General features: G+C 39.2%; 11 protein-coding genes. 1 reads left to right on the forward strand and 10 read right to left on the reverse strand.

The features are described 5' to 3' along the window. The 3 genes from FN960_RS18775 to FN960_RS23260 all read right to left on the reverse strand — a co-directional run. The coding region (locus FN960_RS18775; protein ID WP_260682072.1) for a DUF2252 family protein at positions 1–2,522 on the reverse strand (2,522 nt) is incomplete at its 3' end. Between the two features lie 171 nt (positions 2,523–2,693). Next, positions 2,694–3,479, reverse strand: a complete 786-nt coding sequence (gene surE, locus FN960_RS18780) for a 5'/3'-nucleotidase SurE (protein WP_143850413.1) — start codon at positions 3,477–3,479, stop codon at positions 2,694–2,696. Between the two features lie 330 nt (positions 3,480–3,809). Further along, positions 3,810–3,935, reverse strand: coding sequence for a hypothetical protein (locus tag FN960_RS23260; RefSeq protein ID WP_260682067.1), 126 nt, complete (start codon positions 3,933–3,935; stop codon positions 3,810–3,812). 164 nt (positions 3,936–4,099) lie between these two features. Between FN960_RS23260 and FN960_RS18785 the strand changes: the two genes are divergently transcribed. Continuing rightward, positions 4,100–4,528, forward strand: a complete 429-nt coding sequence (locus FN960_RS18785) for a VOC family protein (RefSeq protein WP_143850414.1) — start codon at positions 4,100–4,102, stop codon at positions 4,526–4,528. Positions 4,529–4,652: 124 nt separating this feature from the next. Here the strand turns inward: FN960_RS18785 and FN960_RS18790 are convergent, their stop codons facing one another. From FN960_RS18790 to essC, 7 genes are all read right to left on the reverse strand, one after another. Beyond that, positions 4,653–5,297 (reverse strand): SDR family oxidoreductase, encoded by a 645-nt coding sequence (locus tag FN960_RS18790; RefSeq protein ID WP_143850415.1) that lies wholly within the window; start codon positions 5,295–5,297, stop codon positions 4,653–4,655. 67 nt (positions 5,298–5,364) lie between these two features. Continuing rightward, positions 5,365–6,618 (reverse strand): Glu/Leu/Phe/Val family dehydrogenase, encoded by a 1,254-nt coding sequence (locus tag FN960_RS18795; protein ID WP_143850416.1) that lies wholly within the window; start codon positions 6,616–6,618, stop codon positions 5,365–5,367. A gap of 277 nt (positions 6,619–6,895) precedes the next feature. Continuing rightward, entirely contained in the window at positions 6,896–7,243 is a 348-nt protein-coding gene (locus FN960_RS18800; RefSeq protein ID WP_143850417.1) for a hypothetical protein, read from the reverse strand. Between the two features lie 271 nt (positions 7,244–7,514). Next, positions 7,515–8,339 carry a sugar-phosphatase gene (gene yidA / locus FN960_RS18805; protein ID WP_143850418.1) on the reverse strand — a complete coding sequence of 275 codons (825 nt, stop codon included), beginning with the start codon at positions 8,337–8,339 and terminating at the stop codon, positions 7,515–7,517. Between the two features lie 691 nt (positions 8,340–9,030). Next, the gene (essA, locus tag FN960_RS18810; RefSeq protein ID WP_143850419.1) at positions 9,031–9,513 is read right to left on the reverse strand and encodes a type VII secretion protein EssA; all 483 of its coding nucleotides are present in this window, start codon (positions 9,511–9,513) and stop codon (positions 9,031–9,033) included. Continuing rightward, positions 9,488–12,667 (reverse strand): type VII secretion protein EsaA, encoded by a 3,180-nt coding sequence (esaA, locus tag FN960_RS18815; protein ID WP_143850420.1) that lies wholly within the window; start codon positions 12,665–12,667, stop codon positions 9,488–9,490. The genes essA and esaA overlap by 26 nt, the downstream gene beginning before the upstream one ends. Before the next feature lie 14 nt (positions 12,668–12,681). Beyond that, positions 12,682–17,139, reverse strand: a complete 4,458-nt coding sequence (gene essC, locus FN960_RS18820; RefSeq protein ID WP_143850421.1) for a type VII secretion protein EssC — start codon at positions 17,137–17,139, stop codon at positions 12,682–12,684. Between the last annotated feature and the right edge of the window lie 13 nt (positions 17,140–17,152).

Below are 17,152 nucleotides of genomic sequence, written 5' to 3' on the forward strand. Positions count from 1 at the left end.
TCTCCTCCGCCCGGTGGTGGTTCTGGTGTCGGTGTCTCTCCTCCGCCCGGTGGTGGCTCTGGTGTTGGTGTCTCTCCTCCGCCCGGTGGTGGTTCTGGTGTCGGTGTCTCTCCTCCGCCCGGTGGTGGCTCTGGTGTTGGTGTCTCTCCATTATCAGGGACATCTTCAAAAGCCTCTTCGGAAAATGCACCATTTTGGTAAAGAGTAGAATAGATTTCATGATCCTTTAACGTTTGTCCATAATATTGTAGAGAAAGGTCTGCAAATTGCTGATCAAATGCTTCTTCATTCATTAAAGAATAAGCCGCTGAGGCAAATTCGTTTATTCCTAAAGAATCAGCTGCTCTTACATGCGCATAAGCAGAAGCCTTTGCACTGTAATAGATAAATGAATCCAAATCGTCTGTATATGAAAAAGAAGATTGATCAAATTCATCCTTATAGCTCGAGCGTTCTTTCACTAAATAAGAATGCTGCTCACCAATAAGTCTTCCCCAGTGGATATCAGGATAGTTATGCAATGCACGCATGCCTGCCACTGTACGGTCAGCGTGTGTAGGATATGCCTGGGTTTGACCTACACTAGCTTTATCTACAGCTGAAGGTAGCTGTGATTTTATATCTAAGATGATATCATCATGCTGCCCAGATGATTCACCCTCAATCAGAACATAATACCGTTCTGTTCCTAAGCTTCCTAAACCAGCATCCGTTCGTCTGGCTACATCTTTAATAGTAAAATATTCTTCGCCCACTTCAGCAATGATCTTATCATCCAATGCTTCAAGATACGTATCCCATGCATTAACAATCTCTGCACGTTCGTCATCTGTAATATCGGATAGTCTGGCATTGGAAGTGTCCATTTTTCTTTGCCCGTCAACAATCTGAGTCCATCTACCAAGCTCCGCAAACCGATCCAGTCCTGCTATCTCAGAAGCAGTGGCGCCTACAAGCCCAGAAAGCTTATCATGGGTGAAACGGAAATCATGTACATCTACGTCCTGACCAATGACATCTTCTAAAGCCTCTTTATAATATTCACTAAATGCTATAACTACTTCTTCCATTTCTTCATAGTCAAGCTGTAATCCTGGAGCTACATCATTAAGTAGATAAAGGCTTGTTCCAAACCGTAATAAATCATAATAATATGGAGCAACGGCCACTTCATCAAAATCATTAAAATCAAAGATGGCTTCATTTAGACCATTTCCGTAGAATCCAATGTTTTCAATATGCCAATCACCTGTAATCCATGTGTTTAACGAAGGCTGTCCCCTCCATGAATCAGGTACAATCAGACCATCTGCTGCTGCATCTTCAAAGAATAAGTGAGCTGAACCTCGGTAAAAAGAAAAGGGGCTGGCTCCAAGTAAATTCATTTTTGTTTGACGCACATCTGGTTGATTAATATATTGATTATGTTGTAGGAAACGTTTTGTTAAACTAGCAATACGACTATCACCATCAAGTAGATCAAGATCGGATAGATCCGTCGGTATCTTAGGAATCACAAAGTCCACATCTTCAATCTGATCATAATAAGAAGCAACCGGTGTAAAATCAGTTAGACCTGGATTATCACGAAGGTTTAAACGAACTGTTAGAAATTGATGGTTACGTAACGATTCAATAGAAGTAATTTGATTATCTCTTAAGTTTAAATCCTTTAATAAAGGTAAATTAGCTAGTACGGAAATATCTGAAATCTGGTTTCGTCTCATTGTAATAGATTCTAGCTTTACTAGTTCTTCTAATGGACTAATATCTTGAACCTCATTCGTATGTATATTCAGTTCAACTAACTCAACTAATTCACGAATCGGATGAAGGTCACTGACTGCATTCTCACGTAAATTTAATTCTTTTAATTGAGAAAAGGATGCCACGACACGAATGTCCGATAAGCCATTCTCTCGAAGATCTAATATTTCTAACTGTTTCAGCTCACTTAATGGAGAAAGATCCTTTACACTATTAGAACGTAAATCTAGACGTTTCATTAATGTAAGATCTGCTAAAGCTTTAACACTTGTAATCTGATTAGATGCTATCCGTAAATCTTCAAGCTCAGTTAAGCTCTCTAACGGCGTAAGATCAGTAATTTGATTTTCTCTTAAATCAGCAATGCTTAAATGCTTGGCATATTGTAGGCCTTCAAGACTCTTAATACCTGAACCTCTTGCTCCTGCTAGTTCAGTAATACTCTCTAGTGCTTCCTGAGTAAGTTGCTCAAACCCATTCGATTGAACCTGCTTCAAAAGAATACCCTTTAATGTCTCATCAGGAATGTCCAGCTCAATCTGTTCAGGTTCAGCTTGCTCTTCTCGAATGTCCTCGAGCTCAGTAGTGTCTTCTTCTTGAGGCTGGAGATCATTTACTGTTTCTGTTCCCTCTTGTAACTGAAACACTCCTTCATTCTGTAGATCGTCTTGCTCTGCATGAACATCCATTGTAGGTATTATAACAGTTGTGGCTACTAACATACTTACATATAATCTACGTTTACTCTTACCCATTTTCACTTAAAACCTCCTGCAATAGAAAACTTTCATTCCAGTGTAATCGACAATATTATCTAAAAGCCTCAATTTACACATTCATTACAAAAGTTTCACAAGTGAAAATAGCCCCTCCAATATTCTTATCAATTCACTATTTAACTCTTCTTATGTTTGGCTTCCTTCCATCTATTTGATTGGACTAACTGTTTGCGGAAACCACTTTTCCAGACGTTTCAATTGCTTCTTTTGAGATAGCTTCCCTTCAAGTGGTGAAATCGTAATATATCCCTCTTTTAGCTTGGCAAAGTCTAGGCCCTCTTGATAAATCATAGGCTCCTTTAAGCGATCCTTTACCCAATAGTAAACACAGCCGTCTGTATCATTTAATTCAACGTATTTATAGCGACTCACACTTATATCAGGAGGAACAGAAACAATTCCTTTACATTCATCTTTAGGGAGGTAGGGTACATTAATGTTTAAACAGACATGTTTTAGTAATCTCTGACTAAATAGATTTTCTAATAGTCCATAAAGCAAGTATTTCGGATGTTGAAACTTAATATCTTCATCAGACATTCTATCTACAGAGATAGACATCCCTGGCACTTGGTAAAGTGAAGCTTCAGCAGCCGCTGCCATGGTTCCAGAGTAATAAATGTCTCTGCCCACTGTGGCACCAATATTCATTCCTGATATAACAACGTCTGGTTTTTCATCCGTCAAGACATCCAGGCCGAGCCTAATGCAATCAGCTGGAGTACCATTTACTGCCCATGAGTTAACATTGTCTCCAAATACTTTTACAACAGTTGCTTTTAGTGGCTGACGCAGTGTAACAGAGTGACTAACCCCACTTTTTTTCTGATCTGGACAAACAACGATAGTCTCTCCAAAATGCTGCAATACCTCTACCAAAGCCGCTACGCCAGGACTGAAAATTCCATCATCATTTGTTACTAAAAATTTCATGATAGACCCACCTCCTTTTTAAAACCTGCCTTCTTCCCTCTTGTTCAATATGCTACGCTTTATTTTTTGATAGAATATGAATCTATGTTCTTTGTTTTGTGAATTTTATGTAAAGTTATTAGAGGTGTTCATTGCGAATTCCCTCGATCAGGATGATGGCTGACACAGCAGAGCACTCAGATATTCCCTTCATACCAAAAAAAGCTTGCCGACAAATGTAGAATCTGTCGACAAGCTCAAATAAACATTCTTATGTATGTTTTAAATAATGGCACCAAAAAAAAGAAGGAGCAAAAAAAGACGGATTTATAAGTGAGACGGAGACCCTCACTAATTTATTTCTTGCTTATGGAGGATGGTGTATAGAAGTTCTATTTCTTCAGATGTTAGTTCTCTACCAAGCTTTTCTTCAAAGTCATTTACGATTTGGAGAAATTGAATTTGATCTATTATCAATTGCTTGTTCCCCCTTACTACAATATATTACTTATTTATAAATACCACATTCTAAAAAAAACAACCTTAATTTTATATTAATTTATAAAAATTTTATTATTTACAAGATACTATGAGGTTTTTCATGTATATTCATATGGAGTACATTTAATTTGAGGTGAGATATGATTCAAGGGCTTGGACACATTACTTTTTCTGTAACTAATATGGCTCGTTCCGTTAGGTTTTACCAAGCCATTTTAGGGGCATCTCCAACTGTGCATGGTGAGAAAACAGCTTATTTTGAAGTAGCTGGGCTTTGGATCGCCTTAAATCTGGAGGATGGTATTCCTAGAAAGGACATCTATGATTCATACACACATGTTGCGTTCTCTGTCCGTTCGCAAGATTTAACTAGACTGCGACTACTATTAGAAAGTATAGATGCAGACATTCTTCCGGGGAGAAATCGTTCTGTTGAAGGAGAAGGTGACTCAATCTACTTTAGAGATCCGGACGGACATTTGCTTGAATTTCATACTGGCAATATTACACAAAGGAAAGAGCATTATAAGAAAACCAACCCATCTTTACTTACAAATTTTAACGATTGACGTTCCCCTATGCCGATTATATAGGTCGTTCACTTAACGACCTAGAAAAAAGCCGAACAACTAAGTCAACCACTTAATTGCTCGGCACTTCTAGGTTTCAGATTGAATGGTTTTCACCCTTTATCTAAAGACTATGCAGTGCTTCTTTAATTGTTGAATCCCCGGAGACCAGATCGAAGCTTTTGTTAATTGAGCTGTCTTCATCTAGTGATTCGATAATCGTATTTGCGACATCTTCTCGCGGAATTTCTCCACGTTCTAAGTCGGAGGCTGCCTTCACCTTCCCTGTACCTGCATCATTAGTTAGCAGACCAGGTCGGATGATCGTATAATCCAGACCGCTTTCCTCTAACCATACATCTGCATAATGCTTGGCTGCACTGTAGTGCTTAATTTCGTCACTCCATGTATTACGATTGTGTACACCTATCGCACTTACGATGATAAAACGCTTCACACCTGCTTGTTTTGCGGCTTCCACTGTTTTAATTGCGCCATCCATGTCAATTAGGATTGTTTTGTCAGGACCTGTTTTACCACCTGAACCCGCTGCAAAAACGACTGCATCTGCTCCTTTGGCAGCTTCTGCAATATCTTCAATGCTTCCTTCTAAATCAACTAACGCTGTTTCAGCACCAAGATCGTGGAAATATGAAAGCTGCTCTTCTTTACGAACAGCTGCTTTAGCTGTATGCTTGCCCTGATTCTGGATTTTTTCAACGACTTGTTTTCCTATTTGACCATTTGCTCCTACAACAAATATTTTCATTGTTCATTCATTCCTTTCTAACTATATATTCACTTATATGGATACCCCGATGCCTAAATCACAAACGTTATACCCAACCTCTCGCATATATCGCTTGTTCTACTCGCTTGATGGCAGCTATCATAGCGGCCGTCCGATATGTCGTTTCATACTGATCAACATAAACCAGTATGCTCTTATAGCTTTCCAGAATTCTTTCTTTCATCTGCTTCAATACCTCTTCCTCAGACCAATAGTAATTCATGTGATTTTGTACTGATTCTAAATAGGACACGATCACCCCGCCACTATTAGCCAATATATCTGGAATAACCAGTTTGCCCTTCTGTGTAAGGATCTTCTCACCTTCTACAGTGGTTGGTCCATTAGCTAGTTCAACAATGATCTCAGCATTTATATCATGAGCATTCTCAGTATGAATAACCCCATCCAATGCAGCGGGAATAAGAATGTCAGCCTCAGCGTATAGAAGATCATCAGGATGATCGTATCTTTGGGCATTTTTATGCAAAGCTAAGTCCCCTTCTTCTTTCGCTTGTTGTACTTTGGGAATATCTAATCCATCCTTATGATAAAGACCTGTTTTAGAATCACTGACTGCAATCACTTTATAGCCTAGATCATAAAGTAGTCTTGCTGCAATTTTTCCTCCGTTGCCAAAGCCTTGCACGGCGATGGTTGTGTTTTCTTTCGTTCTATTTAAATCGTTAAGCAGTTCGTTAACAATATAAACTGCTCCTTGGGCTGTGGCTATATTCCGTCCAGCTGAACCACCCACAATAGGGGGTTTTCCAGTAATAATCCCCGGAACCGTTCCCCCCCTTCTTTTTGCGTATGTATCCATCATATAGCCCATAAGTGTAGAATTCGTATTAACATCAGGTGCCATAATGTCTTTGTCTTCACCAATTATATCTTGAACCGCTTCCATAAATGCACGACTTAACCGTTTTATTTCTCTATCACTCAATTCATTTGGGTCGCACACCACTCCACCCTTTCCTCCGCCATGAGGAATTTGTACCAAGGCGCATTTAAATGTCATCCACATCGCCAGAGCTTTGGCCTCTTCCAAATCTACTTCTGGATGAAATCTGAGACCCCCTTTATATGGACCTAGTGCATCCAAGTGCTGAGCTCTATAGCCCTCAAACAACTTTGTACTTCCATCATCCATCTCCACAGGAAAGGAAACCTGCAACACTCGTTTAGGCTGGTTAAGCAAATCCTTTATAATCGGACTAATATCTAAGTGATCTGTTGCTTCTCTTATCTGTTGCTTCACTTGGTCATAGGCTGTTAGTGTATGATTTTGACTCATTAAAAACTCCCCCTGTTCCTTTTATTTCTTAGCTAGTTCCCGTTTCCTTTTCATTACAAACAAAAAAAGACGTATAAGCCACAATGGCTTACATCGTCTCTAATGTGTTCTCGCGAATAATTAATTCGTGCAATTCAATTTGTTTTGCAAAGGTCTTTACTAAGATAGGATGAATAAGATAAAAATAAACTAGTTTCACAGATTATCCCCCCTTAGGTTACACCACTCTCCCCTTACTATTTATATGCTTGCAACGATAAAAATATGACTTCTAATATTAAACTCGTTGTTCCCATTCTAATAGTTTTTGTTCAATCTGCTGAATCACAAGATCATTGTAGACTGCATTTGCATGATTTGAGGTAGTCACATATTCTAAATCTAGATTTAATCTTTCTAGCTCATCATTAATTGATTGCATTTCAAAGTGTTGTTCAAACTCTGCTTGATCCAAATCATCTTCTCTTTGATCAAATGTGTTTGATACTTGCTGTATGATCTCTTTTTTGGCTTTAAGACTAGCTATTTGACTTGTGATCATTTTCTTTTGCTCCTCAAAAAGCTTAAGCTCCTTCTCTAAATCATGCTTCCATTGCTCCAAAGATACAATTTCCTGTTCATCCACGTGGTTTCACCCTTTGCTTATAAAAAGATAATAGTTCATTATTACCCCGTCATGCATAAGTGAAACGCTAGCGTTATTTTCGGTTTTTATTTATTCTTTTTTGTATACTATTTAATACATACCAGGCAAGTAGTAGAGCCGCCAGTAAAAACCATATCCCTTTTCCACCGCGAACAGGATCATTAAATGTCACAAAGCAATAGACAGAGACTAGAACAATCAAGATCCATAAAATGGATTTAACTGCAGAGATAAATGCTGATTCCATATATTATTTAATGGATGCCTGTTCCAGAATCAACTCGCGTATAGCTTGTGCGACCCCATTCTGGTTGTTTGAGGAGGTAATATGATCTGCCACTTCTTTTACTTCTGGAATCGCATTTCCCATTGCCACACCACAGCCCGCAAACTTAATCATACTTACATCATTCCCATTATCCCCAAGAGCCATGATTTCTTCCTGTTTAATTCCTAATTCCTCAGCTAATAGCTTTACGGCGTTTCCTTTGCTTACGCTAGGATTTAAAATTTCCAAGAAAAATGGGGCGCTTTTAACAAGCATATACGATTGTTTAATGTCTTCTGGAATTCTCTTAATGACCTGATCTAATTTCTCAGGCTCGTGAATAAACATCATTTTTGGAATGGTTATATGCTGAGGCGCCTCTTCTACCGGAAGATAATGTAAGGGTACAGTAGTCAAATGAGCTTCTAAAACTGTGTACGTACTAATTTGACGGTTGGGTGTATAGAGATTTGCCGAATCAAAATAATGCATTGGACAGTCCAACTCAAGGCTAAGCTCATACATCCGTTTAAGATCTTTATATTCAAGTGTTAATTCTGACACCACTTCTTTTGTGTGTGCATTCTGAACAAGAGCTCCATTATAAGCAATGACGTAATCGCCTTCCTCTACCAGATTCAACTCTTGTAAATACCGTTGCACTCCACCAATGGGTCTTCCTGTGCATAAGACGATTTTGACTCCTTCTTTTTTAGCAGCATGTAATGCTTCTTTTACCTCTTCTGTGACTTCGTGTTGATCATTTAAAAGGGTTCCATCAATGTCTATAGCAACTAGTTTATACATACATATTCTCTCCTATCATATAACTACATTTCACTTCTTTATTTAGTATAGCATGTCATTCAACGCTGTTAAAAACAGCGCGTGATAGATGGGGGTGGCTCCGCTATCGTAAAGTGCAGTAAATACATAGGAAGACTATCTAAACTCTCGTGCTTAAGTCGGTAAGCACAGCCAATCGACCACCATCCCCACCCCACGGATGGAAAATGCGCGACAATAGGCAGGGGGCGCGCGGAAAAAATGAAAATGCGCGCAAAACATCGGGTCATGCGCGGAAAGATCAAGCCAATGAGCGAAAAACCCGAAAATGCGCGAAAAGCATCATGTGATGCGCGAAAAAGCGGAGTTCGTGCGCGGAAACCAGTGCAGCCATTCCGCTTAAATAGGAATGTTGGTCAATTGTCTGATTGGAAACATACGCGGAAGGAGAAAATGAAGCTCCACCGGGATAGCACGTGGTAGACCGACCTTGAAGTGCCTTCCTACCACTTCATTGGTTGAGGCCGTAGTGATCCTCCCACAGGATTCTCCATGTATTTCCTACGCTAGTTTAAGCATGCATTTCTTTATTTTCAAGAGCCCTGGGTCTTGATGAGCTCAAAAAAATAGTGGGAAAAGTCATCAATGACCTTACCCACTATTTTTGAAATGACTGGATGATATTATCTATTTTCCCAGACTACAGAAAACACTACTTACTCTCTTCATTTAATTTTGGTAGAACCCAGATGAATAGGAGCGCAACTAAGGCGATGACTGCTCCAATGAGGAGCACACTAATACTCACGGTCCCACCACTCTCATTGTTTTCTGCATGAGTTGACCTGGTCGAAAATGCTTCGGCAAATAAATCATATCGTTCAACCTCGTTTAAGAGAGAGGCTTGACTTGATATTGGACTAATAAATAACTCAGCCCATAAATCGTCTTCCGCTTGTTGCTCCTCTTGTTGAAACGTAAGAATAAGTTGTTCCTCTGGAAGTGAGCTGGCACTTCGATTGTTTTGTTCTGCGTATTTGCTTAAATTCATTTCAATTTGCTTTTGGACATATTCATTTGGTTCAATTCGTTGATACTCTTGTTCATCTGCTGCGATCACCGTTATAGGAGCCACCAATATGACTAGGGCGATAAGCCAGCTGAGCGACTTATGCCTTGTTCGGTTGGGCTTCATCGGTTCCGTTTCCTCTTATATGTTTGATGATGAATGGAAGGCTGACAAATAACGTAGCCAACACACCTAACAATATTACAGCAGGATAAAACTGTGCCGCTGATCCAAATTGAATGGACATATATACATTGGCAATTGGATGATTCACAGTAAAGTTCGGCATGGCCATATCTAGTAGTGGGCTAATAAAGAAGAGCACAATAGCAAGACTCACAATCCAGCCCGTGAATGCACCAACTTCAAATGCTACCTTTACGAGTGATGAAACAACAAGTAACAATAGAATCGTAAAGACTGTCCATTGAATAGATTGGGAATCATTCATTGAATACACATTCAATCCATAAATACTAATAATTAAACCGACAATTAAATTCAACACAAGAAGCAAGGTTAGATTTAAAGCCATTTTTGTATTGGAATACTGATATAACAAATACCCAATCAGTAGTGCACTGAGCATAACAATAACTAGCATGACAATAGGTGGGGTGGTTGAACTACTTCTCTCACCTAAAGTATCGCCACTAACTTGAACAGGACTAGCTAAATAGCTATAAACATAGTCATTATGCTGACCATCTACCATCGTGTTCTGCAGAATGTCATACACATCACCTTGCACCTGTTCGGTGGTGTCCACATTCTGAGCCCAATCACTATTTAAAGCATCTGCCTGATCTTGGACCGAGCCTACACGATCACGGAGTTCATCCGTATAACCAACCACATTATTCTGACGGTCTGCGATTGAATCAACAATGGAAGAAATACGTTCCAAATTACTGAGCGTACTCGATTGATTGGCTAACAGGAATTCCCCACTTTGTTCCTCTGGTCTTTCATTTAACTCTGCATCCTCCATCTCCTCATTTAATTGAGAAGAGAATCCATTACTGCTTTCAGATAGTTGCTGAAGCTCATCAGCAATTAGATCTTGTTCGGAGGCCACTACATCTTCATAGTCATCGATCATCGCTAGAGTTTGTTCTACATATTGATTAAACTCGTCCTGAGCAATCTCTGCTTCTTCAGCCGACGTCAATAAATCTTCTTCTACTTCTGGGATATCCTCCATTGAATTGTTTAGGCGAATAATTGAATTTGAAATATCATCAACGCCTTCTTGCTCATCAATGATTTGATCCATCATGCCTTCGTTACCACCATGAAGCTCTCTAAGAATGTTTTCAAATGAGACAAGCTCCGCATAGTATTGAGTTAATTCAGTCAAATCATTGCTATTAATTGGCCAGTTAAAAAGGCCTTCTATTTGATTCATACGTTCATCTGGAATATAACCACTTTTACGAAGTTCTTTTTCAGTGTCACGGATTTTTTCAGTCATTTCTAATTCCGATTCAAACTCTGGAATTTCCAGTCTGTCTTCAATCCACGTGAAAAGCTCCATATAGTTAGTTAGGAGTTGATTAAATAGACCTGCATCTTTACTCCATTCCTCTTCAGCTTCTATAATTAACTCTTCATGCCTTTCAAGCGCTAGCATTGCCTCGTTCCATAACTCCATGCGTTCGTCGTCATTTAAGTTTTTCTTTTTTGAACGACTGTTCATCGTTTCTGCATTAAAATCAGAATAAGAAAGCAAGGTAGTTAATACCATAGCTACTTCTTCCGATTTTTCCTCTTCTGTTAACTCTTCCTCATTTGCTTCTTCATTTTCATCAGATTCAGGAAGTTGCTCTTCTTGTTCTTGATCATCTGAAGGAGCTTCTTGTCCTGGGTCAGGAGTCTCTGGCTTTGGATCTGTTGGCGGTTTCTCCCTATCCTTATCCTTATCCTTATCTTTATCCTTGTCCTTATCTTTATCTTCTGAATCTGGAGTTTCTTTGTCCTCTTCTTTCTCGTCCTCAGGCTCATCGGTTTCTTTACCAGGCTCAAGCCTCTTTAAATGTTCTCTTATCTTCTCGAGACTTTGTCTTAGATCCGATAGTTCGCCTCTTTCTAGCTCAAGCTCTTTCCAATCATCCCGCATGTCTGGTCGATCATTGGCTTCATCTTCTGGACTTTGGAGTAATTTATAACGCTGTTCTCTCAGCTTATTCTGCTGAGCATCTATTTGTTTATTATCTGCTCTGTTTTTATATGTGAAAAGAATGTCTCTTTGCTCTTGAGTGATCTTGTCAATATCCAAATCTGCTTGCTCTAAGGCTTGCAAAATCGATTGATAGCTATCAGCAACCATGACATTATTGCGTTCAGATCTACGTTGGATACCAAGAATTCTGGAAAGGATATCACCTTCATCTACTTGATCCATTTCTAAAGGTGATTGAATTTCTATTACCGACCTAAGACCGGCAATAACCGCTTCTTCATAATCACCTGCGCCTGTAAATACTAGCTCTTGGTTGGTTTGCATTGTATTTAGTAATAGATCGGTTTGCTCCTCTTGATAATCTCGGAAAGTGGAGACACCGTCTAGAAAGGATTGGATTTCATCATCTACGCCTTCTCGTTCATTAATTGAATTATTGGATTCATCCTTAGCCGAATCCGTCATCTCAATGGCTTGATCAAGCACGTCCTTTTGTCTATTAATCTCGTCTGTGAGATTAGAGGACACCGGTGTATAAAAGGAATACATCGCATTTTGGAAGTCTCTTTCACGTTCAAGAATATTATCAAACTTCTCTCGAACATCCGCAACTTCCTCTGCGACAACTTGCCAATATAGCTTACTTACCTGCGTATTAATTTTTGATTTAGCCGATGCTAATTCCTTTTGCACCTTCTCTTGGTTTTTTGCTTCTAAATTGGGCTGAACTTCATACTGAATGGAGCCCCTAGTTGGCTCATCGTCTTTAAATGTTAAGACGTTACGAGTTAATGAGGAATCAAGGAAAACGACAGCATCATACTGTCTATTTTCTAAACCATTCAGAGCTGCACTTCTACTTGCAGTCACCCATTCATACTCAGAGTTATCTGCAATAATGGTTGAAATGTCGGAACCGAATTGATACGTCATCTCATTATAATCTGATCCAACATCCTCATTAACGATCGCAATCTGACCAGTTGCCACTTCACGTTCCAGCATTGGCTGTCCACCAATAAAATTAAAGAACAGCGTTGGAACAATGAGGATAAATGCGATTAGCAATGCTAATTTCAATGATTTTTTTGATCTCATAAGTAACCTCCACTCTACACCTTTGGAATTTGCACTTTCATTTCTTGACCATTCACAACCACATAGCCAAATCCAGGCTGTATCTCTGGCTCCTTGCGCGTGTATGACAAGGAGAATAAAGTTTGTTCTTGCTTTTTCATGAGGATAACGGCTTGCCTAATCAGTTTTAACTCATTTGTTAATGGATCGAATCCTTTGGTAAATTCATTTGCGTTCCCACCAACAATGATAGAAAAACCTAAATGACTATATTTCTTAATGAATGAAGCCACTAAGTCATGAATCTTGTTATCACTTACCTGCATAAATCGAGCCATACTATCAATCACTAAATAAGTTGGTGTGAAGCTCTGATCGACATCTCCTTCTCTTATCGCAGCAATATAGGTTTCTTCACGCTGCTTTAAAATCTCTTCGGTTCTTTCACACCAGCTCATAATATCTTCTTTTGTATCAATGTACTGAATGCCATCACGTTTTACATAAGAGGAAAGACTTCGATCCATACCATCAAACAACGCAATCTCTTTATCTTGTTTACGTAGAATTTCTTCTATTAATACTTTGATCACATTTGTCTTACCTTTTTTACTTTGACCAAAGACTAGGAGATGACTTTGTTTTAAGTCTATGTGCACAGGCTTAACTGTGTTTTCATCGAGTCCTACTGCTAGCATCTCTGGACTCGTTTCAGCCTTTTGGTATTGTAAGAACATTTCATAATCCAGTCGTGAAGGCAACATAGCAATGGCTACTGGTTGTGGAATGCCTTGATACTTTTCTTTGAGCTGTTCAATCAACTTCTTCATATTATCAAAAAGCTGTAAATCATCTTCACCTTCCACAGGCAAATACATTTGCGTTAAATAGGCTTGATCCTTTAAAACCAACGCTCTTCCTGGAACTTGTTCAATTTCATACTTAGAGCGTCCAACAATGCTTAGTACTTCATGTTTATCAAGCAAATAATGGACAATTTTCATTTTTAATGTGTTCATTAATGGCTGACGGACAGCTGAGTTTCTAGATGCTGTGAGCATGATAAAAATACCTAACGCTTGGCCGTCACGAGCAAATTGGGTGAAGTGTGGTTCAAGATCTTGAAACTCTTCCCGAATTAGATCGAAATTATCTATAGCTAGATAAATGACCGGCATCTTCTCTTTAGATAATTGGTTAAACATCTGAATATTATTTGCTTCATACTCCGTAAACAGCTGCTTTCTACGTTCCATTTCCTTCTTCAGAAATTCTAAGAATTTCTCCAGCTTTCGTTCATCATCGTACTTAAAGTAATCTCCCGTGTGAGGTAACTGTTTAAGTGGAAGTAAGGACCCGTTACCAAAATCAAAGAGATAAAATTGCGCTTCATTTGGTGCATATACTTTTGCAAAGCCTAATAGAAAACGTAGTAAAGTCATAGACTTCCCATAGCCTGCCGCACCAAAAATACCAATGTTTCCATCTTGAATCCACTCATATGTTAAAGGTTCTTGTAGCTGCTTCTCAGGCTCATCTTTTAGGCCAATCACAAAATGATTCTCGCTTATCGTTGGCTCATTCATAGTTAAGTGATCACCAAGTGGAGGAAGCCAAGGGCTCGCGGCTTTTTCGATTGAAAGCTTATTCTGAACCTGAATAATCTCCTCAACTACTGCTTCTATTTCTGTTTTAGTTTCTGTGGCACTAGTGGTATCTTGCGTTGTCACATCTGATACCTGAATTAATCCCATATCAGTGACGATCGCTATTTCTTCTTCACCTTCATAGGTTTGCTTTTGATACGGAGCACCACTCCACGCAGATTGAAAGAGTTCGTAGACTTCATTATTACCAACCTTTAAATAGCCTCTCCCTGTGACCGTAATTCCGGCTGCATCAGGATTTTTAAGGATTTCTTTACTATCATTCGCATCTTGAACCTTTAAAGCAACTTTAAAGCGTGAGTTACTCCAGATTTGATCATCAATGATGCCTCCTGGTTTTTGTGTAGCTAAAATGAGGTGAACACCTAAACTCCGTCCAATCCTCGCTGCACTTACTAGCTCCTTAATAAAGTCAGGCTCTTCATTCTTTAGTTCAGCAAATTCATCCGAAATGATAAATAAATGCGGAAGGGGTTCTAGTGCCACTCCACTTTTGTACAAGTCGGTGTAACCATTAATGTGATTAACCTCATGCTTATCAAAAAGAGATTGTCTACGCTTTAGCTCACTTTTAATGGAAGCGAGTGCCCGTTCACTGAAGTTACGACTCTCACTAATGTTTGTGATCGTTCCAAGAAGGTGCGGCATGTCTTTAAACGGAAGGGCCATCCCTCCGCCTTTATAATCAATAAGTAAAAACGCAACCTCATGTGGGTGAAAATGAACAGATAAGGATAGGATAAACGTTTGTAAGAATTCACTCTTACCTGATCCAGTAGTTCCTGCAAGCAAACCATGTGGACCATGTGCTTTTTCGTGAAGATTTAAAAATACTTGGTCATCAGGACCCTTTAATCCAATTGGTACAGCAAGTGACTTCGCTGATTGATTTGTTGCCCATTTCTCAGCGACATTTAACTCTTTCACTGATTCCGCTCCGAGTAAATCCATAAAACCAACCATGTCAGGAATTGAATGACTCATCCCAACCTGATGATTTAGAGAATAAAGTAGTCTTGAAAACTCCTCATTCCCGTGCTCTGAGTAACGATCAAGATAAAAGGATTGGTGAACTGCTTTTCCCTCTTCAATCACAATTTCACCTTCATGATCATTAATATATTTAATAAGCGTATGAACATTCTCTGATAGGTTCTCTTGAACTTCAGAAGCAAATAACACAGAAATACCTATAGAATGATCCTTTCTTTCAAGGTATTCCATAATCGGATGCTCTGAAATTAAAGAAGTATTAGAAACCACAAACACCAAATGGGGTACAAATCTTGCATTTTTATCTTCATGGAGATCTCTTTCTCTAACCATTTCGTAAATAATGGTTAATAACTGATCTCTTGTCTGTTCGTTGTAAATAAATCCTTTGGCATAACTATTTGGCACTTGAAAATGTGGCAACCATTTGAGCCAATCCCAGTGCTCATATTCTTCTTCATGAAACACACTAATAAACCTGACATCATGATAACTATGAAAGAAAGCAAGCTGCCCAAGAATCTGTTTGATTTCCCTCCGAAGAATGGACTGCTTACCCGTCAATCCAATCATTCCAGCTGCAAAATTAACGTCGATGGGCGCGCGCTTAATCGTATCATAGGCATCTGTTAATTCTCTTGAACGTTCAAGTAGTTCATCTATGTCTCGATTGGAAAAGTCAGAAGAAGATGTTGAGATCGAATAGCTTGGCTCGATGTCTGCATTGCCAATCCGAAAGCGCAGAAAATCCTCACTCTCCAGTGATTTCTCCCATATCCGACCGCTCATATGCTTAGTTAAATACTTTAATTGTTCATAAGTTGGGTAATGATACTCTAATACTTCCTTTTGCTTTTCTGCATATTGTTGAAGCTCTTCTCTTTTCTCCTTCAGATACCGTGTGTATACGCGCTGTCTCGTTTCTTCTCTTTGTTTCCGTTTGCTTTTTTCTTTAAAATAAGTGACCGTTGAAGTGACAAGTGTTGTCATAAACATAGCCAGTGAGATCATGATGTATAGACCTCGAGGAATAACTAACGCGACAAATCCCATGACGAGCAGCATCACTAATGGTGGAGCAATAATTAACCATAAGCTTCTGCTGTTATCCTCGGATTCCTGTGAAGGAAAGGAGAATGAGACCTTATCGTTTGGTAAATCGTAAAGCATTCGAGGCGTTCGCCTGTACTCAGGGTATTTGCGTTTCATTTCTGAAGCGGGTAACTCGGCCTTCTTTAACGAGGTTTGGTATGGATGATGACTTACCACTTGCAGCATGTCTGCTTCCAGAAAACTAAAGGTTAGGTAGGGACTAAAAAGCAGGTCTCCTTCTTCAATGACGGTAGCTGTCTCCAACCTCTTTCCATTCAAATACAAAGTCATGGTATGCTCTGGGAATACGGTCCATTTGCCATCGTAATAAATAATGGATGTGGTTCCTGAAGCTGAGAATAGTTCGGTGTCACCTTCCCAGCTAAAAGAATCTGTTCCATTTCCGTCAACAGAGAATGTTAGCTCCTTCTCTTGACCAACGTAGAATAAATCGGTCTCTACAGATTCGGCCGTCCATTTAAACACAATATCATCAGATTTCTGCTGGTGTGTATAAGACTCTCCTACTGTTAATTCTGCAAGCCTTTTGTTGTTTTGATAGATGACACATGTACTGGACGTGGGATCATTTCTTACCTCTATATCTCCTTCATCCAGTGGAAAGCTTGTGGTTAATGCATAATTTTTATCTGGACCAATCCATAATGAATGTTCTTCGCCTGAAGTTTCTATTGGTATGGTTTGATACATTGTTGGTGTTATGATCCACAGCTGACTCATACTCATCCCCCCT

It is taken from the genome of Alkalicoccobacillus porphyridii (assembly GCF_007293315.1).
Classification (GTDB): Bacteria; Bacillota; Bacilli; order Bacillales; family Bacillaceae_D; genus Alkalicoccobacillus; species Alkalicoccobacillus porphyridii.

Coding starts and splice junctions, on each gene's coding strand:
- essA (WP_143850419.1), bottom strand. CDS start 9,513: ATGAAGCCCAACCGAACAAGGCATAAGTCGCTCAGCTGGCTTATCGCC.
- yidA (WP_143850418.1), bottom strand. CDS start 8,339: ATGTATAAACTAGTTGCTATAGACATTGATGGAACCCTTTTAAATGAT.
- esaA (WP_143850420.1), bottom strand. CDS start 12,667: ATGAGATCAAAAAAATCATTGAAATTAGCATTGCTAATCGCATTTATC.
- surE (WP_143850413.1), bottom strand. CDS start 3,479: ATGAAATTTTTAGTAACAAATGATGATGGAATTTTCAGTCCTGGCGTA.
- essC (WP_143850421.1), bottom strand. CDS start 17,139: ATGAGTCAGCTGTGGATCATAACACCAACAATGTATCAAACCATACCA.
- FN960_RS18795 (WP_143850416.1), bottom strand. CDS start 6,618: ATGAGTCAAAATCATACACTAACAGCCTATGACCAAGTGAAGCAACAG.
- FN960_RS18790 (WP_143850415.1), bottom strand. CDS start 5,297: ATGAAAATATTTGTTGTAGGAGCAAATGGTCAAATAGGAAAACAAGTC.
- FN960_RS18785 (WP_143850414.1), top strand. CDS start 4,100: ATGATTCAAGGGCTTGGACACATTACTTTTTCTGTAACTAATATGGCT.